22 protein-coding genes are annotated in these 19,547 nt (G+C 62.9%); 9 read left to right on the plus strand and 13 right to left on the minus strand.

Features of this window, described 5'->3' with window-relative positions; translation table 11 throughout:
* The first annotated feature begins 268 nt into the window (after positions 1-268).
* Together E5X34_RS28595 and E5X34_RS28600 are read left to right on the plus strand one after the other, a co-directional pair.
* Positions 269-562 (plus strand): hypothetical protein, encoded by a 294-nt coding sequence (locus E5X34_RS28595; RefSeq protein ID WP_292571915.1) that lies wholly within the window; start codon positions 269-271, stop codon positions 560-562.
* Positions 562-1,254 carry a hypothetical protein gene (locus E5X34_RS28600; protein WP_292571918.1) on the plus strand — a complete coding sequence of 231 codons (693 nt, stop codon included), beginning with the start codon at positions 562-564 and terminating at the stop codon, positions 1,252-1,254. Before E5X34_RS28595 ends, E5X34_RS28600 begins: the two co-directional genes overlap by 1 nt.
* A gap of 540 nt (positions 1,255-1,794) precedes the next feature.
* Here the strand turns inward: E5X34_RS28600 and E5X34_RS28605 are convergent.
* From E5X34_RS28605 to E5X34_RS28635, 7 genes are all read right to left on the minus strand, one after another.
* The gene (locus E5X34_RS28605; RefSeq protein ID WP_292571921.1) at positions 1,795-2,406 is read right to left on the minus strand and encodes a LysE family translocator; all 612 of its coding nucleotides are present in this window, start codon (positions 2,404-2,406) and stop codon (positions 1,795-1,797) included.
* Between the two features lie 68 nt (positions 2,407-2,474).
* Positions 2,475-2,849: a YkgJ family cysteine cluster protein gene (locus E5X34_RS28610; protein ID WP_292571926.1), complete on the minus strand. Its 375-nt coding sequence runs from the start codon at positions 2,847-2,849 to the stop codon at positions 2,475-2,477.
* A 4-nt stretch (positions 2,850-2,853) separates the two neighbouring features.
* Positions 2,854-3,012, minus strand: coding sequence for a hypothetical protein (locus E5X34_RS28615; protein ID WP_292571929.1), 159 nt, complete (start codon positions 3,010-3,012; stop codon positions 2,854-2,856).
* Between the two features lie 226 nt (positions 3,013-3,238).
* On the minus strand, positions 3,239-3,568 hold the full coding sequence (locus tag E5X34_RS28620; protein ID WP_292571932.1) for a YciI family protein: 330 nt from the start codon (positions 3,566-3,568) through the stop codon (positions 3,239-3,241).
* A gap of 95 nt (positions 3,569-3,663) precedes the next feature.
* Positions 3,664-4,317: a glutathione S-transferase family protein gene (locus E5X34_RS28625; RefSeq protein ID WP_292571935.1), complete on the minus strand. Its 654-nt coding sequence runs from the start codon at positions 4,315-4,317 to the stop codon at positions 3,664-3,666.
* Positions 4,318-4,336: 19 nt separating this feature from the next.
* Entirely contained in the window at positions 4,337-5,740 is a 1,404-nt protein-coding gene (locus tag E5X34_RS28630) for a patatin-like phospholipase family protein (RefSeq protein ID WP_292572062.1), read from the minus strand.
* A gap of 163 nt (positions 5,741-5,903) precedes the next feature.
* Positions 5,904-7,052, minus strand: coding sequence for a metallophosphoesterase (locus E5X34_RS28635; RefSeq protein ID WP_292571938.1), 1,149 nt, complete (start codon positions 7,050-7,052; stop codon positions 5,904-5,906).
* A 130-nt stretch (positions 7,053-7,182) separates the two neighbouring features.
* On the opposite strand from E5X34_RS28635, the gene E5X34_RS28640 reads away from it, so the two are divergent.
* On the plus strand, positions 7,183-7,776 hold the full coding sequence (locus E5X34_RS28640) for a hypothetical protein (RefSeq protein WP_292571941.1): 594 nt from the start codon (positions 7,183-7,185) through the stop codon (positions 7,774-7,776).
* Between the two features lie 66 nt (positions 7,777-7,842).
* Here E5X34_RS28640 and E5X34_RS28645 read toward each other — a convergent pair whose 3' ends face one another.
* From E5X34_RS28645 to choX, 3 genes are all read right to left on the minus strand, one after another.
* Positions 7,843-8,331 (minus strand): sulfocyanin-like copper-binding protein, encoded by a 489-nt coding sequence (locus tag E5X34_RS28645; protein ID WP_292571944.1) that lies wholly within the window; start codon positions 8,329-8,331, stop codon positions 7,843-7,845.
* A gap of 177 nt (positions 8,332-8,508) precedes the next feature.
* Positions 8,509-9,360 (minus strand): alpha/beta hydrolase, encoded by an 852-nt coding sequence (locus tag E5X34_RS28650; RefSeq protein WP_292571947.1) that lies wholly within the window; start codon positions 9,358-9,360, stop codon positions 8,509-8,511.
* On the minus strand, positions 9,357-10,295 hold the full coding sequence (gene choX / locus E5X34_RS28655) for a choline ABC transporter substrate-binding protein (RefSeq protein WP_292571950.1): 939 nt from the start codon (positions 10,293-10,295) through the stop codon (positions 9,357-9,359). The genes E5X34_RS28650 and choX overlap by 4 nt, the downstream gene beginning before the upstream one ends.
* A 119-nt stretch (positions 10,296-10,414) precedes the next feature.
* On the opposite strand from choX, the gene betI reads away from it, so the two are divergent.
* Positions 10,415-11,029, plus strand: a complete 615-nt coding sequence (betI, locus tag E5X34_RS28660; protein ID WP_292571953.1) for a transcriptional regulator BetI — start codon at positions 10,415-10,417, stop codon at positions 11,027-11,029.
* A gap of 37 nt (positions 11,030-11,066) precedes the next feature.
* Here the strand turns inward: betI and E5X34_RS28665 are convergent, their stop codons facing one another.
* A complete protein-coding gene (locus E5X34_RS28665) occupies positions 11,067-12,044 on the minus strand; it encodes a LysR family transcriptional regulator (RefSeq protein ID WP_292571957.1) in 978 nt (325 codons plus the stop codon).
* A gap of 106 nt (positions 12,045-12,150) precedes the next feature.
* Between E5X34_RS28665 and E5X34_RS28670 the strand changes: the two genes are divergently transcribed.
* The 4 genes from E5X34_RS28670 to E5X34_RS28685 all read left to right on the plus strand — a co-directional run bounded on the left by E5X34_RS28670 (position 12,151) and on the right by E5X34_RS28685 (position 15,296).
* Positions 12,151-12,630, plus strand: coding sequence for a cupin domain-containing protein (locus E5X34_RS28670; RefSeq protein ID WP_292571960.1), 480 nt, complete (start codon positions 12,151-12,153; stop codon positions 12,628-12,630).
* A gap of 106 nt (positions 12,631-12,736) precedes the next feature.
* Positions 12,737-14,134: a class II fumarate hydratase gene (gene fumC / locus E5X34_RS28675; protein WP_292571963.1), complete on the plus strand. Its 1,398-nt coding sequence runs from the start codon at positions 12,737-12,739 to the stop codon at positions 14,132-14,134.
* A gap of 198 nt (positions 14,135-14,332) precedes the next feature.
* Positions 14,333-14,755 carry a DoxX family protein gene (locus E5X34_RS28680; RefSeq protein ID WP_292571966.1) on the plus strand — a complete coding sequence of 141 codons (423 nt, stop codon included), beginning with the start codon at positions 14,333-14,335 and terminating at the stop codon, positions 14,753-14,755.
* A gap of 118 nt (positions 14,756-14,873) precedes the next feature.
* A complete protein-coding gene (locus E5X34_RS28685; protein ID WP_292571969.1) occupies positions 14,874-15,296 on the plus strand; it encodes a DoxX family protein in 423 nt (140 codons plus the stop codon).
* Between the two features lie 25 nt (positions 15,297-15,321).
* Here E5X34_RS28685 and ppx read toward each other — a convergent pair whose 3' ends face one another.
* Together ppx and E5X34_RS28695 are read right to left on the minus strand one after the other, a co-directional pair.
* On the minus strand, positions 15,322-16,857 hold the full coding sequence (gene ppx / locus E5X34_RS28690; RefSeq protein WP_292571971.1) for an exopolyphosphatase: 1,536 nt from the start codon (positions 16,855-16,857) through the stop codon (positions 15,322-15,324).
* Positions 16,854-19,049 carry an RNA degradosome polyphosphate kinase gene (locus tag E5X34_RS28695; protein ID WP_292571974.1) on the minus strand — a complete coding sequence of 732 codons (2,196 nt, stop codon included), beginning with the start codon at positions 19,047-19,049 and terminating at the stop codon, positions 16,854-16,856. Before E5X34_RS28695 ends, ppx begins: the two co-directional genes overlap by 4 nt.
* A gap of 249 nt (positions 19,050-19,298) precedes the next feature.
* Between E5X34_RS28695 and E5X34_RS28700 the strand changes: the two genes are divergently transcribed.
* Complete coding sequence (locus tag E5X34_RS28700) at positions 19,299-19,544, plus strand: zinc-finger domain-containing protein (RefSeq protein ID WP_292571976.1); 246 nt, start codon at positions 19,299-19,301, stop codon at positions 19,542-19,544.
* Positions 19,545-19,547: the final 3 nt, after the last annotated feature.

Here is a 19,547-nt window from a genome sequence, read left to right on the forward strand (position 1 = left end):
TGCCATGACCGCCCTCTCTCAGCGAATTTGCAGAACTCTCAGCACACTACCGCCTGGCGCGGAAAGCCGGCTCAGGTCCCGGCCCGGAATCCCCCCGCCAAGGTCAGGATTCCGGGCAACTCGCCGCGCGATCCTGTTGAGTTTCACGAAGGTCATGGGGCTGCGCTGGATCGTCTGGAAGATCACGCAGTAACGAGATCGGTGAGCTCCATCAGTTGGGTCAGCCGGTTCTGCGGAGCGGAAGCGAGACGTCCTCCATAGGGCTTAGTTGACGGAGGAGCGGCCAAGCTTCAATTTTGTCGTTGGGGAAGCCATCCGCGCTTGGTTTTTGGGGGGCAAGATGAGCAGTTGTGCGCGACATCCGACTACCATTTTGCTTTCCGTTCTGTTTCTGACGATTTTTGTCGTCATCGGGTTGGGCGATGTGTTGGCTGCCGGGTTCTCCGCTGAGGCATTGCTCAAACCCAGCGACGGGCTGAAGCCGCAGCAAATATTCTTCTGGAAAGGCCTCCGGTTCTCAACCATCACGACACCACCAGCCAACAGCCGATTTTGGACCTGATGGCTCTTGGATTGCGTCCAAATTTCATCGAGCAGAGGACTACTGGCGATGATGTGGCGGCACGCTTTGCAAACTGGTTCTTGCCGTCGGATAGCCCATATTATTCTAATGGAAGCACCTGGAAAGGTGACGATGAATTCCAGAAAGCGGATTCTCGCCAAGCGTTTCTGACGAAGTATGCGGACATGCTTAGAAAAATCGCGCCGAAACCGCCCTACCAGTTCGCCTATGTCTACCACACCGACCTTCCAGAGTATGACAGCTCAAGGCAAGGCTTCTTCGTTGACACCAACTTTCTCTCGAATGTCTATCTGGAGAATGGCGCTGTGTCCCTGGCAAGGTCTCTGGGCAGTATGGTTTCTTTGGTCGCCGACTTTCACGTCGAGCCTCAGATGCTTTTGCCTCTCGACGAGAAGGCGGCACGGAAGGCGCTCGAAACAATCCGCAACGGCAGCGTTATGAGTCCGCGCCGGGTAACCGTTTTGGCCGTCTTCGAGGCCGTCGATGCCAAACCGGACTTGTTGAGCCTGAGGACTAGGCTAAAACAGCTTCTGATCTATGACGAGAAAATGGAGACGGAAGTTTACTCTTTTGATGTTACGGCTTTTAACAACGAAGACAAATCAACAGCAGCAAACAACGGCGACGATCCGGCAAAAAGTTCGAAATTTCTGGCTCTAAACATACAATAGCAACAGGAATTGAAAGACGAAACTGCGCTCTTCGTCAGAAACTGCAAAGTCAACTCTTCTTATTCAACATTTCATAACTGCTCTTGCCTGGGTGAGCATTATCTGCAGAGGCGCCTGGAGCATCCCAGGGAAAGGGCATCCACAGTCTTCGACAATATCCAGTTGGACTGCGTTGATAGCCCATCCATCCAAGCCTATTCGCAAGAGAAATGCGTGTCTCTCTATTCGTCGGTGTTTGACAAAAGCGTTCTTCCTTCTCTTTGTGAGTGTTATGCACATGACTATGCGGACGCGTACTCAGAGCGACCCGGCGTTATGACCGCATATCAAAGCAATTTGGGTGTGAGTGTGATGGCGGCCTGCAGGAGCAAGCTAAGCGCCAAAAAATAGCTTTGTCGCCAGCATCCGTCATGGCTGCCCGCGTTTCGATCGGTGTTGCAAGATAGACATTCACCGTTTCACGGAAACGGTGAATGTCCTATCTCGTTGTTTTTACGCAATTCCAGACGGAAAACCGCTCACACTTTTCCTGGAATTGCTCTAGCGATCTACCAGCGCCAGCTTGGCGCCGAGCATGACGAAGGCGCCGGCGAAGGTCCTGCGCATCCAGGTCAACACCTTCGGCCGCGACACGATGTGGCTGCGCACCGAGGCCGCGAACACGCCATAGACGGCGAAGACGACGAAGGTCATCAGCATGAAGACGCCGGAGAGCTCCAGCATCCTGGCGAAAGCATGCGGCTCGGTGGTGCTGACGAATTGCGGCAGGAAGGCGAAGAAGAAGATCGACAGTTTCGGGTTCAGCACGTTGACCAGGATGCCGGTGGTGATCGTCCTGGCGGTCGAGCGCGGCGCGGCGTCCTCATCGATGCTGAGGCCGCCTTTTTCCTTCAACGTGTTCCAGGCCATGTAGAGCAGGTAGGCGACGCCGAGATATTTCAGCGTCTCGAAGGCGACGGCGCTGGTGTGCAGCACAGCGGCGAGGCCAGTGATGGCGGCCGCCATATGCGGAATGATGCCCAGCGTGCAGGCGAATGCGGCGACGACAGCGGCGCGTGCGCCGCGCGAGAGGCCGGCGCTCAGCGTGTAGAGGACGCCGGTGCCGGGCGAGGCCACGATGATCAGCGACGTCAACAGGAATTCGATGCTCATGGATTTCCTCCGCGACCCTGCCCGGCCGGAAGGTACCGGGAGGTGCGGATTTCGGCAAGCGCGTGAGATTAGCTCACCGGCAGCCCATGCGCGGCCCTCGCCATCAGGCAGTCGTCGCCGCCGGGCATGCAGGCGCGGCAGACATCGGGGCGGAGATCATAGATGCCGCAGGCCGTATGCTTGCCGATGTCACCCGTGAGCGCCGAGCACCGTGCGCCCTCGCAACGCATGCCGGACAGGTCGGCCGACACAAATTTCTCCGGAATGCGTTCGAGTCGCGCGTCCTCTTCGGTCGAGAAGCGCGGCCAGTCGGCCGAATAGGAGCAACAGGCGCCGCAGCTCTGGCAGTCGAACACGGCCGCGCCATCGCCCGTCGGCCAGCGGGGATCGACCGCCGTAGCGGACGGCCAAGGCAGGCGACTGTGATCGGCCTCGTGCGGCATTCCTCTATTTCTTCCTGGTCTTGCGCGGCGGCTTCTGGGCCGGCTGCCGGAGGAGATCGACGTCGAGCGGTTTGTCGGCTTGCGGAGCGGCGGTTGGCTTGGCCGGCTTCGCGATGGCGGCCGGAGCCGGTGGCTGCTCCTTGGCGGAAAACTTGATGGCCATGTCGATCCCTGAAAAGCTTCGGTGACTCACGTTGCGGTCGCCGAGCGGTCCTAGCACACAATCGGGCCACCGGAACGGAAAAGACCTGCGGTTACCGACATACCGATCCGGTCGCGACGTCCGCGAACAGACGTCAATTATTTTGCCGAGTTAGGGAACCGCCGCCGGAGTCGGGCGTTGTTGCAGCGCCGTCAGCAGTCGAAAGAGGCTAACGGCACAAGGACGCCTACATGATCACGCTCAACATCGGCAGGATTTCATAGCGGAAGCCGCGACCCGAACGCGCCACCGGGTCGGCGTCGGTCACCGCCCTCGCCTCCGCCTCGCTGCCGGCACGCAGGATCAGCAGCCCCCATGGGCCGGCCGGATCGGCGACCGGGCCTGCCATGATCATGATGCCTTCGCGGAGCTTCTCGCGCAGATAGTCGGCATGCCTGCCCATCAGCGCCCTTTCCTCCTCCGACATGGTGAGGGCGAAATCCGGCCGCGGCGGGATCAGCCGGCAATGGAAGATCTTTGACGCCGTGGCTTCACGCGATGCTTCACTGTTGGCCATCGCCGCCTCCCCGAAAGCCTATTGCCGCCGGCCGCCCACGGGGCGGATCCGCTGCGCAACCTCCACGAAATGTTACACCTTCTTGCGGAATAGCTCTATTCATCCGGGCCAGGCTCCGGCCATGGCTCCTTGGCGGCTTCCGCGTACCAGTGCCGCATCGCAGGCATCGCCAGCACCGCATCGACATAGGCGCGGGTGACGGGCGCCAACTCGCCGCCATAAGTGTCGAAGCGCGTGACCACCGGCGCATACATGGCATCGGCCGCAGTGAAATGACCGAACAGGAACGGGCCGCCCTGGCCATATTGCTCGCGGCACTGGCGCCAGATCGCTTCGATCCTTGCCCGCTGCGCCTCGCCCTCGGCATCGAGCGGCTTGTGCGATTTCGGCCGACGCAGGTTCATCGGCCAGCCGTAACGAACCTCGCGGAAGCCGGAGTGCATCTCGGTCGCAACCGAGCGCGCTAGCGCGCGAGCGCCGAGGTCGTCCGGCCAAAGCCTTTTCTCAGGGTAGAGGTCAGCAAGATATTCAAGGATAGCAAGCGTTTCCCAGACGATCCTGCCATTGTGATTCAACACCGGCACAAGCCCGGTCGGCGACACCTTGGCGAGGTTGGCCGCGGTCTGCGGCGTGCGCAGCCGCACGAAGCCCTCCTCGAAAGGTATTTCCAGGTGCCGCATGGCCACCCAGGGCCTGAGCGACCAGGACGAAAAGCATTTGTTGCCGATATAGAGGGTGAACTCTGCCAAGAACTGTCTCCTGATGATGTCAATTCGCTTCGGCCGTCGTGATCGCCGGCGGCCTCACGCCGGCACGGGCCTGGATCGCGGCGACTGCCGTCTGGATGTCGGGATTGACCTCGAGCGCCCTGCGGCCGGCATCGATCGTGAGATCGACCTGGTCGACAGGCAGCCTGAGCCTGGTCGGAATCTCGTTCAGCTTCGCCTGCGTCGCCGGGTCGAGATCGGCAAAGGAAAGGTGCTGGACCACAAGGCGGACATCACGGCAGTTCCACCCGGCTGACGAACCGCGATAGGCCGAAACCGTCGAGGACGGCAGCCCGCAGCGATAGCGAACCAGTTCGCCTTTCCATTGCGAGACGGCAAGTTTCAGCGCATCGAACTCGTCGCGCACCGAGGCGGCAAGCGTGGTGCTGGTCACGGCGTCGAGGAGCTCGGCGGCCCTTGGCCCGTGCAGCGACTTCGCCCAGTTCACATCGCTGTCGCTCCCGGCGTCGGCGACGATGAAGATCAGCGTCGTCAGGCGGACCGCGGCCGACGGCGACAGCGGCCCGTAAGGCGTGCCGGCGGCCGAGCGCTCAAGCGTGAAGCCGGTGACGCCGATATTGTCCGTCAGCCCACCGTCGAGCAGCTTCACATAGTCGAGCGGATCGTCGTTCTGGTAGGAATCGAGCGCGCTGGCATAGGCCTTGAGCCGTAGCGAGGCATTGCGGTCCGCGAGCGCCTCGCTCAGCCATTGCGGCCTGCGGTAACCGCAATGCGGGCTGGTCGCCGAGACGACGATCGGCGCGAAGACGATCGGCACGGCGGCCGATGCCGCGACAGCATCGGCAATCCGCACCTTGTCGAGGTCGCTGCACAGCGCGGCGAAGGTGTCGTAGCTGAAAAGGAAGGGCGTGCGATTGTAGATGTCGGATGCATTGATCCAGACGATCGGACCTTGCGCTCGATGGAAGGCCTTGAATGTCGCGCCGTCGAAGAGATGGTCGTTCAGCCATTTGGCGAAGCCGCTGCGGTCGTTGACGCCGCCATAATAGGCGCGGATGAAGTTGACCGGCGAGAACGATGTCCTGAGATCGGCCTCGGCGTTCTGGGTCAGGAAGCGCTCGCGGAAATCCCGGTAGCCGTCCCTGCCCTTGTAGCCGAAATATGCAGCGGCGACGGCGCCGCCCGAGGCGCCCGAAATCATCCTTATGTCGTCGACCAGCGTGCGCCGTTTCGGGCGTTGGTCGATGACGACGTCGTCCAGCGCCCGCAAGACGCCGTAGGAGAAAGCGGCGGCCCGGGTGCCGCCGCCGGAAAACGCAAGTCCCACGACGGTCGAGCCGTCATCGGCTGGGTCGGGAATGTAAGTGGGTGACGGGCGACCGGCTTGCCTGGTGAGCGTGTTGATCGGTCCGACGTCGTCGGCGATGCAGCCAGCCAGGGCCATCAGGACAGCGACAAAGGCCACACGAAGACGCAAACCCGGTTCCCCCAGGGCTGCCCTCTCCCGCAGCCGCGGCGAACCCTAACCGGATTGCATTGCCCGATGCAACCTCGCCGGGAAAGCACGTTGACGGCAGGACTTTGTAGGCCGCCGCCAGGCAGCCTTTTCATGTCTGGAATTGCTTGGCGAAAGCGTTGGTGAAAACGATCTCGCCGTGGTCGCCGGCCGCCTCGCCCAGCACCACATCCATGTTGTCGGCCGTGATGCGCGCGAGCGCGAAGCCGCCCATATAGGCCGCCTTCGGCTTGACGAGATCGAGGCCGTCGCGCTGGTAGATCATCGGCACTTCATGCTGGTGGCCGTGGAAGACGGCAATGACATTGTAACCCTTGATCGCCGCCAGCAGGGCCTGGCGGTCGGTCTCGCCCCACCAGTGTGGGCGGCCTGAACCATCGTCGTCATAGGTGCGTTTCACCGGATCCCAGCGCTCGGTCGAGAAGGTGTCCCAACCATAATGCTGGAAGATGATCACGGGTCGGCCATCGCCGGCATAGGTGGCAAGGTCCTGTTTCAGCCAGGGCAAGCTGCTCGGCGCGCCATGGCCAGCGTCGCCGGCGAAGCGGTGTGTCTGGACGAGATGCAGGCCGCCCCAGTCCCAGGAATAGCAGTCGGTGTCGACGTCGTATTCGGTCGCCGGCACCGGCGGCTTGAAGAACACGCCCGGGCGATGATTGACCTCGACATAATCTCGCAATTCGCGGCGATACCAATCGACATGGGGCGGCGAGCCGTTCTGATCGAGATCGTGATTGCCGAGCCCGACATAGACCGGGATGTGGACGCGATCCGGCCCGATGCCTTCCTGATAGCGCTGGGAGAACTGCAGAAGCTGCGTGCCTTCGCTGGGCTCGGTGACCTGGCCACCGCCATCATCGGTGATGTCGCCGCCGGTGACGAGGCCGAGCGGCGTGCCGATGCGGGTGCCAGCCGAATGCAGGCCAGTGGAGACGCCGTTGATCTCGGCCGGCCACCTCTTGTCGGCAATGGCGTTCAGGGCCGCGACATTGCGCAGAAGTGCTGCATCGGTCTTGCCTTCCTGCAGGCAATTCGGGCTGAGGCCGCTTGCCATGCGGCAGGCATGGATATCGGCGACGAAGAGGAAGGTGGCGTCGATCGGCTGGATGCGCTTTCCGGTCTGGCCGAACGCCACGCGAGGAAGGGCGCAGGCAGCGGCGAGGAGTCCCGTCCGGGTGATGAGCAGACGGCGCGAGATGATTTCTGACGACGGACGTTTCATCGTTACCCGATTAAACATTCTCGACCCGCCTCGTCCAGTTCAATGCCGTGCCGGGGAGACTATCCATGCCAAGGCATGAAAGCTCCTGGGTCGACAGAACAACGGGGGTCTGTCATTGCTCTGGTACATGCACCCAGGGGAGGAAGGCGTGAAGACCCTTACAACCGGCATGGTGCTCGCCATGCTCGCCTTCGCCGGTGGCGCGCAGGCCGCAGACTGCGTCGACGCCAAATCCGCAAAAGCCGGCTTCGTGCTCGAAAAACCCGGCATAAGCAGCGAGTTCCGACCGGCGCCCGGCGGCATGGTCGCGGTCGCCAACAAATATCAATCGGATACGCCGCAGACACAGTATCTTTATGCCGGGCTGATCGAGGTGTTCCGCGACAGCGACACCGGGCGGCTGTCGATGATCCCGCTCGGCGACTTGAAGAAGCTGTTCCCGCTGAAGGCGGGCGCGAAGAGCAAGACCGAATTCGTGCGGCTGTCTTCGAAAAAGGCGCCGCAGGGCACCGAGACGCTGGCGCTCACCGTCAAAGGCAAGAACACCTACAGGCTCGGCGACTGCAAATACAATGTGCTCGTGGTCGGCGAAACGATCACCGGCAGCACGGGCAACGTCATCGACACCTTCACCGCGCTCTATTCGCCGGACCTGCAGGCAGTGCTGGCGCGGCGGTATGATGAGGGGACGAGCGCGCAGAGCGAGGTGGGGTTCGAGAGGATCAAGCCGCTGGCGCAATGAGGCGTCTTCGGCCGGCTGCAAACTGCCAGTCGGCCGAGCATCAGCCGCGTCGACGCCGACCGGCTGCTACGGCTTGACGGTGAACTCCGTCCACATGCCTGTCGCGAAATGACCGGGGACGTTGCAGATGAGCACGTATTTGCCGGGTTTCAGGTCTACGGTAAGCGTGCCCGAAGCGCCCGGGTCGAGCTCCGAAACCTCTCCCTTGTCACCAGCCTTGTCCTCATCGACCCTGTTCTCGGCGTCAATATAGGGAAGCGGGGTCGTGGAATCCGCTCGATACATCATGATCATTTCGTGGATGGTATCCTTGGAGCTGTTCTTCACCTTGAAGGTGATCTTGCCGGCTTTCACCGTCGCGGGCTTGGCCGTTATCCCCATGCTTGCCTTTGACATATCGACGCCTGACATTCCGTAGGCGAAACCTGTGGTCATGGGCACATTCGCCCCTTTGTCCCACAACGAAACCTGAACCGTGGCGGCAGCTTGAGCGGCACCAGCCGTCGCAAAAATCGCGGCAAGCACCACAGCCGAATTCCTGACCAGCTTATTCACAGCAAAACTCCTCCGGCAGACACCGGTGGAACCGACACCGGCAACCGACCGCTCCCTGCCATGGAACTTGGCCGAACGGTGCCTGCATGGTTGCACCGCCGACTGCACTCGACCTTGCGTTGGATCAAACCGATATGCTGAAGAACACCGACAGTCGGCGAATACCTTGGAACCCGACTAGCCCCGCCGCGTATCGCCGTTTCCGAAGGCTTGGCCGATGATTGCAGCCACGAACGCCGGGGCTTCCCAATGCGGGTTGTGGCCGCAGTCCCGCGCCCAGACCAGACGCGATCCGGCAATTGCCTGGACCAGCGCCCGCTGGTGCGCTTCGCCGAAAAGCGGATCGCGCCCGCCGGCGATGATCAGCGTCGGGACCCGCACGGCCCGCACCGCGGCGGTCAGATCGGTGCGGCGGATCTCTTCCAGAATGGCGCGCCAGCGCGCCGCCGGAATCGCGGAGGCGTCCTGCGCGAGACCGGCGAGAAATGCCTGCGGCACGCCCGGCTGGCAGGCATGCCACCAGTCATAGAACGGATCGGACGGCGAGATCGGGTCGCGCAAGGCCGCCACGCCGTCGATCAGTTGGTGATGCGATGCGAAATCGGGCTTCAGCGTGCTGGCCAGGATGATCAGCCCACCGATCAGTTTCGGATATTGCGCGGCCAGCGCGATCGACACCATGCCGCCCAGCGAGTGTCCGACGACGATCGGCCGGTCCAGTTGGAGGCGCTGGATCAGCCCAGCAATGTCGTCGGCGAAATCGGCGACGCCGCTGCCCTCGCCCGCCTGCGAGCCGCCATGGCCGCGCAGATCCGGCATGATCAGCCGGCGCCCGGAAAGATGCGGGGCCAGCAACGAAAAACTGCGGCTGGTGTCGGTGAAGCCATGCACCAGGACAAGCGACGGCTCCGAACCGGCGACCTCGACATAGGCTAGGTCGAGGCCGCCGGCATCGACCATCCGCTTGCGGCAGGCCCAGGTGGATTGCTCGATGTCCTGGTCCATCAACTCCGACAGCGCCGGCTTCACAGTCCAAGCTTTTCCTTGACCGCGGCGAGGCCGGGCTTGCCGTCGAAGGTGGTGACGCCCGCAAGCCAGGCATCGAGGCGATCCTTGTGCAAGGTGATCGACTTCAGCGCTCCGTCTTCCGGCTTCATGCCATCGTTGATCAGATAACCCATGCCGACATTTTCCATGTCGATGTCGAAGGCAAGGTTCTTGAGAAACTGCGCCACGTTCGGGCATTCCTGCAGAAAGCCCTTGCGCACCTGGGTGGTCACGGTGGCGGCGCCGAAATTCGGACCGAAGAATTTATCGCCGCCGGTCAGATACTTGAAGTCGTACATCGTGTTCATCGGATGCGGCGCCCAGCCCTGGAAGACGATGAACTGCTTCTCCTTGATCTCGTAGCCGACCTCCGAGAGCATGCCGGCCTCGCTCGATTCCACCACCTGCCAGCCGTCGAGGCCGAATTGCGGATCGGCGATGGCGTCCATCATCAGCTGGTTGGAGCCAGGCTCGATGCCGTACATCTTCTTGCCGAACTTGTCGGCGAATTTGTGCAAGTCGGACAGGTCCTTGACGCCGGCCTCCCAGACATAGGTCGGCACGGCGAAAGTGTATTTGGCGCCGACCAGATTGACCCGCACATTCTCGATCGAGCCGTCCTTCTTGTAGGGCTCGTAATAGGTGACCATGGCCGGGTCCCAGTAGCCGAGGAACAGGTCGAGGTCCTTGTTCTTCATGCCCTCATAGATGACGTTGATGCCGAGCACCTCGCTCTGCGGCTCGTAGCCGAGCGCCTGCAGGAGGACCTTGGCCACGCCGGTGGTGAAGGCGAGATCATTCCAGCCGGGCTCGGCCATGCGGACCGCTTTGCAGCTCTCGGGCTCGGCGGCCTGGGCCGCCTGGGAAGCCAGCATCAGGGCCGCGAGACAAACGCCATTCGCAAGCATCCGCAACATTCCGGTTCTCCTCTTTTCAACTATTTTGACCTATCGGTCATTTTATTGTCCCATTGGTCAATCATTGATCTGACCGGGCGAAGATGTCAACATAGATTCGTCATGCATGGATTGGTCCGGTGAAACTGACGCGTCTCAGCGACATACGCCGCAAGGAGTTGCGGCAGGCGGCGTTCGCCGTTCTTGAGCGCGAAGGCATCGCTGGCGCGACGCTGGAAAAGGTCGCGGCCCAGGCCGGCGCCTCGAAGGGCATCGTGCTGCATTATTTCCGCAACAAGCAGGAGTTGTTCGAGCACGCCATGCGCGAAGCGAACGCCGTGCTCTGTCACGCCGTCGTCGCCAGACTGCAGCGGGCGCGGTCTCCGATGGAACGGCTGGACGCCGTGATCGAGGGCAATTTCGAGGAGCACCTGTTCCTGCCGCCACTCTGCCATGCCTGGCTGTCGCTCTGCGCCGAGGTGCCGCGCGACGAGAAGCTGGCGCGCATCCAGAAGGTCATCCACGCGCGTATGCGCTCGAACCTGTTGTCCGGCCTGCGCGGCCTGACGTCGCCCGAACTGGCCGACGAGATCGTGCTCGGCATCACCGCTTTGATCGACGGGTTGTGGCTCAGGCTCGGGCTGCAGCCGGGCAGCGTCACGCGCGAGCAGGCAGTGCGCCAGGTCAAGGACTTCGTCGCGGGGCGGCTGGCGCTACGCCAGCCCGCGCCCGTCGGGCTGGCCTCGGCGGGATAAAGTTCAACCGAGCGACAGGCCGCCGGGTGGATGTCGGCTATATTGCGGGGCGAGGTTGATCGCTCAATGGGTCGTTCCAGTCCTTGAATCCAAGCTTTCCTACCTCGTCGAGGATCTGCTCGCGAATCCAGCGATGCGGCGGCTCGTCGTCGCGGCGGGCGTGCCAGTACATCCTGACCGCCGGCGACGGAATCGAGATCGGCGCACGATAGATGCCGATCGGCAGCGATTTCGCCGCCTCGACCGCAAACTGCGTCGGGACGGCGGCCAGATAGGGTCCGCCGGCCACAGCCAGAGCAACGGCCTGGAAATGCGGCAAAGCGAGCGTGACGCGACGCGCGCGGCCCATCCTGCCCAGCGCATCGTCAGTGAAGCCCGACATCGAGCCGTCGATGGAGCGCAGCGCGTGCGGCAGCGCGCAAAAGAGGTCGAGCGGCACCTCTTCGCCCTCGCCGATGCCCGCCCGACCGAGCGCGGCGTTGCCCTTTGCGGCGATGACGGCGAAAGGCGAGCCGAACAGCGCCACGCTCGATACCCACTCCGCGACCTCCAGCGGGCGCTCCAGCGCAAGGTCGATCCGATCCTCCTGCAGCAGCTTCGAGACGTCGCCAATGGCGCTGTCGAGGAAGCGGAACGATACGCCGGGGGCTACCACCGCGATGCGGGCGGCAAAGGGCGGCATCAGGAGCATGGAGAAGAAATCGGCACCCATAAGCGTGAAGGTCCGTTCCAGCCTCGCCGGATCGAAATCGGTTGCCGGCTGAAAGGCGCGCTCGATCTCGCGCAGTGCCGCCCGCACCGGCTCCGCAAGGCTCTCGGCGCGCGGCGTCGGCACCATGTCGTTGCCGCGGCGCACGAAGAGCTGGTCGTTCAGCGCATGGCGCAGGCGGTTGAGGGCCGCGCTGACGGCCGGCTGGCTAAGGCCGATCTGCTCGCCGGCGCGCGTCACGCTCTTCTCGCGCAGAAGCGCGTCGAGCACCCTTACCAGATTAAGGTCGAGCGCATTCAAATTCATCGCATCGATCCGCCCCATACGATCATTCGATTTCCGTCGGCCGCCCATCCCAAGTTAGGTCGCTGTCGAAGCCGTTTCGCCGGCGCCCAACCGAGAAAGAGCAATCATGACAATGATCAACACCAGCATCACAGGCAAGGAACTCCTTTGGTTCAACAACACGCTCATCGCCATCCAGGTCTCTTCGGCCGAGGGCGAGGATGGGATCTGCGTTATCGAACACCGCCAGCCCTATGGCGATTCCGCGCCGCTGCACATGCACCGCAACGAGGATGAGGTGTTTCATATCCTTGAAGGGCGGATACGCTTCGTCATCAACGGCCGTGAGCGGATTGCCGGCGCCGGCGAGACGGTGCTCGCGCCGAAAGGCCTGCCACACACCTACAGGGTTGAGTCTCCGGAAGGGGCGCATACGCTCACAGTGACGCGCGGCCCGGATTTCGAGACGATGGTGCGCAAGGCAAGCCGCCCCGCTGAACGGCCCGACCTGCCGCCGGCGGCGACGCCGACGCCGCAGACGATCGAGATGCTGATCAGGCTGTGCGCCGAGAACGGCATCGACATTGTCGGGCCGCCGCTGGGGTGAGCCTTCCCTTCAACCGATTTGCATCTTGCTCGCCCGCAATCTCCGCTTGATGCCGTTTGTGCAACGCGATACGCCCTTGCCCAAATCGACAGACCGGAGAGTTCTCGTGAGCGCTGAAACGACCAGAACCGAAACCGATACGTTCGGTCCCATCGAGGTGGCGGCCGACCGCTATTGGGGCGCGCAGGCGCAGCGCTCTCTGGGCAATTTCAAGATCGGCTGGGAAAAGCAGCCGGCTTCGATCGTGCGCGCGCTCGGCATAGTCAAGCGCGCCGCGGCCGAGGTGAATATGGAGATGAAGCGGCTCGATCCGGCCATCGGCAAGGCGATCGTCGAGGCCGCGCAGGAAGTCATTGACGGCAAGCTCAACGATCATTTCCCGCTGGTGGTTTGGCAGACCGGCTCGGGCACGCAGTCCAACATGAACGCCAACGAAGTGATCTCCAACCGGGCGATCGAGATGCTCGGCGGCGTCATGGGCTCGAAGAAGCCGGTGCACCCCAACGATCACGTCAATATGAGCCAGTCGTCGAACGACACCTATCCGACGGCCATGCACATCGCCTGCGCCGAGCAGGTCGTCCACCACCTGATCCCTGCCCTGCACCATCTGCACAAGGCGCTCGACGCCAAGGCGCGCGCCTTCAACCACATCATCAAGATCGGCCGCACGCACACGCAGGACGCCACGCCGCTGACCCTTGGCCAGGAATTTTCCGGCTATGCCGCGCAGGTCGCCTCCTCGATCAAGCGCATCGAGCAGACACTGCCCGGCCTGCAGGAACTGGCGCAAGGCGGCACCGCCGTCGGCACCGGCCTCAACGCGCCGGTCGGCTTCGCGGAAAAGGTGGCAGACCGCATCGCCGCCATCACCGGCATCGCCTTCGTGACCGCGCCGAACAAGTTCGAGGCGCTGGCGGCGCATGATTCCATGGTGTTCTCACATGGCGCGATCAACGCGGCGGCCGCGGCTCTCTTCAAGATCGCCAACGACATCCGCCTGCTCGGCTCCGGCCCGCGTTCGGGCCTCGGCGAGCTGTCGCTGCCGGAGAACGAGCCGGGCTCGTCGATCATGCCAGGCAAGGTCAACCCGACCCAGTGCGAGGCGCTGACGCAGGTCTGCGTGCAGGTGTTCGGCAACAATGCGGCGCTCACCTTCGCCGGCAGCCAGGGCCATTTCGAGCTCAATGTCTATAACCCACTGATGGCTTACAACTTCCTGCAGTCGGTGCAGTTGCTGGCCGACGCCTCCGTCTCTTTCACGGACAATTGCGTGGTCGGCATCGAGGCTCGCGAGGACAATATCAAGGCCGCGCTGGAGCGCTCGCTGATGCTGGTGACGGCGCTGGCCCCCACCATCGGCTACGACAACGCCGCCAAGATCGCCAAGACCGCGCACAAGAACGGCACGACCTTGCGTGAGGAGGCCCTGGCGACGGGGCTGGTCAGCGAGGCTGACTATGATCGGCTGGTGCGCCCTGAGGACATGACGCATCCCGGGTAACGGCGGTCAAGTCACAGCCCAATGTTTTGCGATGGGACAATTTTCTCCCGGTGCTGTCTCTGGCGACATGAATTTTGCGCCGGTTTCACAATCATGGGATACAGGTTCTGTGAACAATGTGTCGCCGTATAGGTGGCTTTTTGTGAACAGTCTCGATCGTTTATCTGACGGACTATTCAACCCGTTCGGAGAACCGCCATGTCCATCAACTCTTCCGTCGCCGGCAACGGCACCGCATCCAACAGCTCCACCACGATCCTGCTCGGCCGCATCCTTCTGGCCGTGATCTTCCTGCTTTCCGGCTTCGGCAAGCTCACCGCCATTTCCGGCACCGCCGCCTATTTCGGCGCGCTTGGCCTGCCGGTCCCGACCGTGACCGCCGTTGTCGTGGGCCTGATCGAACTGCTTGGCGGCGTCGCCATCCTCCTCGGTTTCCAGACCCGAATCGCTGCCTGGGTGCTCGCCATCTTCACGATCGCCACCGGGCTGGTCGCTCACACCGGCTGGGCCGACCAGATGCAGATGATCCAGTTCCTCAAGAACCTCGCCATCACCGGCGGCTTCCTCCTGCTCGCCTCGTCCGGCGCCGGCGCCTATTCGATCGACGTCAAGCGCGCCTGATCCTTCTTTCCTCCCAAGCCCAAACTCAAAAGCGGCGTGGAATTTTCCGCGCCGCTTTTTCGTTGCAGGCGTAGACTGCGCCGCAGCCGGCGTTATGCACCGGCAAGGGAGGTGGCCAATGTTTCGCAATGCGTTGCTTCTGGTCTCGCGGCTGCTTCTCGCCGCGCTCTTCGTGCCGTCGGGATTCCAGGCGCTCACCAACATCTCCGGCACAATCAACTATTTCGCCGGGCTCGGCTTGCCGTTGCCGACTCTAGCGGCCTTGGGCTCCGGCTTGTTTGAACTGATTGCAGGGCTCTTGATCCTCATCGGTTTCCAGATCCGGATCGTAGCGCTTCTGCTTGCCGCCTTCTGCATCGTCGCGGGCTTCACCGGCCATTACGGCCAGGGCGGCGACGATGCCACTCTCGCTTTCCTGCACCAGCAGATGCTGATGAAGGACATCGCCATTGCCGGCGGCTTCCTGGCGCTCGCCATGGCCGGCGCAGGTGCATGGTCTGCTGACGGGCGCGACTTCGGAATCAGCGCCGAGGTGACCTGAGCCAGCCCCATTCCACCGAAACGTCCTATTTTACCGAGACGCTCGGACCGCCCTCGACCGCCAGCACAAGGCGCCGGTTGGTGATGCGGGCCAGTTGCGCCAGCCGTCCGGCGGGGCGCTCGCCGTAAAGGTCGGAAAGCGAGGCTGGCAGCACCAGCGCCAGCGCGCCGTTGCCACGGCTTTCCCATTTCAGCCGCGGCATGACGCCCGGCATCGCCGCCGTGAGCAGATAGACCACGCGCATCATCGCCGCCAGAACGCGGGCGCGCTCGAGCAGACGCGGCGGCGCCAACGCCTTGATCTCGGGCGCGACGCCGTCGTTGAAGACGCCGTCATGGCGGTAGGCGTTGGCCAGGGCCAGATAGGCGCGTCCAGGATGGTCGACGCCGATGAAGGACGCATGCGCGATGATGTTGAGCGACTGCCGGCCGCGATATTCGGGATGCGCGCGCCAGCCGATATCGGCGAGCAGGCAAGCAGCATGACGGTAGCGCGTTTCGTCTTCGGTCTCGTCGATGCCGAAGGCCTTGAATGCCTTGCCGGTCCATTCGACAAGGTCATGCGCGTGGTGCACCGAGCGCGAGCGCAACAGCGCCAGTTCCTCGGCCGCCGAGATCAGCGGGTCGGCCTTCTGCTCCTCGGTATCGAGCAGCGAATAGAGAAAGCCCTCGCGCACGCCTTGCGCCGAGACGACGATCTTCGAGGGCTGCATCGCCGCCATGATCTCCTGCAGCACGACGGCGCCGTAGGGCAGCAGCGAGCGGCGGTTCTTGGAGACGCCTTCGATGCCCCTTACCTTCTCGACCTCGCCCTTGGCCACCTGCTTGAGGAAGGTCTGTGCGCTATCGGCGGAAATCTCGTAGTGATGCATGATGCCGAGCGGGTAGTTGGTCATCTCCATGTGCAGCCTGGCGAGGTTTCGCCAGGTGCCGCCGACGGCGTAGAAGGCTCTGCCCTGGCCGCCCTTGAGCAATTTTGCCCGCCCCAGTTGCTGGCGCGCGATCTTCTGCGCCTGGACGAGCGAGCTCTTCGCCATATCCTGCAGGCGCAGGCCGCCGAGCGGCAGCGTGATGCCCTCGCCGATCGCCTCCCGGTTGATGTCGATCAGCTCGAGGCTGCCGCCGCCAAGGTCACCGGCGATGCCATTGGCCGGGTGGAAGCCGGAAATGACGCCGAGCGCCGAATAATAGGCTTCCTGGCGGCCGGTGAGCACGCGGATCTCGGTCTTCAGCACATCCTCGGCGCGATGGATGAAATCCGGGCCGTTGCCCGCCTCGCGCGCGGCGGCGGTCGCCAGCACATACATGTGCTCGGCGCCGGCCTGGTCGGACAGCGCGCGAAAACGGCGGAATTCCTCCATCGAGCGCGTGACGGCTTCGGGATCGAGCTTGCCCGTCGAAACGATGCCACGGCCGAGACCGGCCAGCATCTTTTCGTTGAACAGCAGCGAGGGCGAGCGCGCCAGCCCTTCATAGACGACAAGGCGGATCGAGTTCGACCCTATGTCGATGATCGACAGCGGCCGCCGGTCCTGAAGCCGGCCCTGGGAAACTGCAATCACGCGGCGCTGTTCTTCTTGCGGCGTTTGAACTGGGCAATGCGCTTGGGCGCATGCGATTTCAGCGCGTCACCCCGTCCGGAGAGGCTCGGATTGGTCATGAAATATTCCTGCGCGTTGAACGGCTCCTCGCCCTCCTCCAGCGTAACGCGCCGGGAGGTGCCGTCAGCCAATACGTCGAAACTTTGCTGGTTGTCCATGATGTTGCCCAGCATGATCTGACCAAGCACCTGTTCATGCACAGTTGGATTGGTGATCGGCACCAGGGTCTCGACGCGGCGGTCAAGATTGCGCGGCATCATGTCGGCGGACGAGATGTAGACGATCGCCTCGTCCGACGGCAGGCCGTAGCCATTGCCGAAGCAGTATATACGGCTGTGCTCGAGGAAGCGGCCGACGATCGATTTCACCCTGATGTTTTCCGAAAGGCCCGGCACCTGCGGCCTCAGGCAGCAGATGCCGCGCACGACGAGGTCGATCTCGACCCCGGCGCGGCTGGCGTCGTAGAGCGCGTCGATGACGGTCGGGTCGACCAGCGCGTTCATCTTCATCCATATGCGCGCCGGCCGTCCTTCGCGGGCATGGACGACCTCCTCGGCGATGTGCTTCAGGATGCGGTTGCGCAGCGTGAAGGGCGACACGGCAAGGCGCATCTCCTCGGCCGGTTCGGCATAGCCGGTGATGAAGTTGAAAATCTGCGCGACATCGCGCGCGATCGTCGGATCGGTGGTGAAGAAGGACAGGTCGGTGTAGATCCGGGCAGTGACCGGGTGGTAGTTACCGGTGCCGAGATGGACGTAATTGCGCAGCCGGCCGTCCTCGCGGCGCACGATGAGCGACATCTTGGCGTGTGTCTTCAGCTCCAGGAAGCCGAACACGACCTGGACGCCGGCGCGCTCAAGGTCGCGCGCCCAGCGGATATTGGCCTCCTCGTCGAAGCGCGCCTTGAGCTCGACCAGCGCGGTCACCGACTTGCCGGCCTCGGCGGCGTCGATCAGCGCGCGCACGATCGGGCTATCGTTCGAGGTGCGGTATAGCGTCTGCTTGATCGCCACCACCTCCGGATCGGCGGCGGCCTGGCGCAGGAACTGCACCACCACGTCGAAGGATTCGTAGGGGTGGTGGACGATGATGTCCTTCTCGCGGATGGCGGCCAGGCAGTCGCCGCCATGCTCGCGGATGCGCTCGGGGAAGCGCGGATTGTAGGGGGTGAACTTCAGGTCGTCGCGCGGAATGGCGACGATTTCGGAAATCTGGTTGAGCGCCAGCGGACCGGTGAGAACGCTGATGCGGCTCGCCGAGACGCCGAGCTCGCCGGCGACGAAATCGCGCAATTCGGCCGGCATCAGCGTGTCGAACTCGATGCGGATCACCGAACCGCGGCGGCGCCGCTTCAGCGCCGTCTCGAACAGGCGCACGAGGTCTTCAGATTCTTCCTCGACCTCGATATCGCTGTCGCGGATGATGCGGAACGTGCCCGAGCCCTTGACTTCATAGCCGGGGAACAGCTTGCTGATATAGAGGCCGACCGCCTCCTCCAGCGGGATGAAGCGCACATGGCGCTTGCGGTCCGGCAGGCGGATGAAACGCCTGAGCGCCACCGGCAGGCGCAAGAGCGCGCTCATCTCCTCGCCGTTCTTGCGATGGCGCAATTGCAAGGCGATGGAAAAGCCGAGATTGGGGATGAAGGGAAACGGATGCGCCGGATCGATCGACAGCGGTGTCAGCACCGGGAAGACCTGTTCCTGGAAATGCTCCTCCAGCCAGGTCTTCTCATCCTTGGTCAGCGCGTCGCGGGTGATGCTTTCGATGCCTTCCTTGTTGAGCAGCGCCATCAGCGCCGAGAGGCTCTTCTGCTGGTCCTCCTGCAGGCGCTCGACCTCGCGCAGCAGCTGCTCGAGCTGCTGCTCGGGCGTGCGGCCATCCGGGCTCTTCAGCGCGATCCCTTCGCGCACCTGGCCGGCAAGGCCGGCAACGCGGACCATGAAGAACTCGTCGAGATTGGCGGCCGAGATCGACAGGAAGCGGACGCGTTCGAGCAGCGGATGGTGCTCGTTGAGCGACTCTTCCAGCACGCGCCGATTGAACTGCAGCCAGGAGAATTCGCGGTTGACGAAACGGTCGGGATTGCCGCCGTCGGGACTCGCTGCCTCGACGGTGATGAATTCGCTCTGCACCGGCTTCAGTTCGTTCATGTTTCCCGCTCTTGCCCGCAACCGTCCCAGGGAGCGCCGCATATTGCCGTCCGGCGACGCTCTAACATCTCTTTGTGACGCATGATCGTCACGGAATCGCTCCGTGCCAGCCTCACGCGCTTAACCGGCTCAACTTATCCTCTGCCAGCCTTTTGCGACAGTTTGATTTCATCGATCTTGCAAACTGGCATGTTATGCTCCAGATGCAGGCGGGTCACACCCACTGGCCGAACCCGATTGGAGACGACGATGGCAGGCGGTAGCATTCCCCATTTCCAGAACGACGCGGGCCATCCGGTCATCGAGATCGGCGTCAAGGAATTCATGTGCACCGGCGCCAACCCGCCTTTCGATCACCCACACGTGTTCCTCGACATGGGTGACGACAATGAAAAGGTCTGCCCCTACTGCTCGACGCTCTATCGCTATTCGCCGTCGCTGAAGACGACGGAAACGCAGCCAGCCGGCTGCCTCTATGTCGACCAGGCCGCCTGAGCG

The organism is Mesorhizobium sp. (assembly GCF_004963255.1).
Classification (GTDB): Bacteria; Pseudomonadota; Alphaproteobacteria; order Rhizobiales; family Rhizobiaceae; genus Mesorhizobium.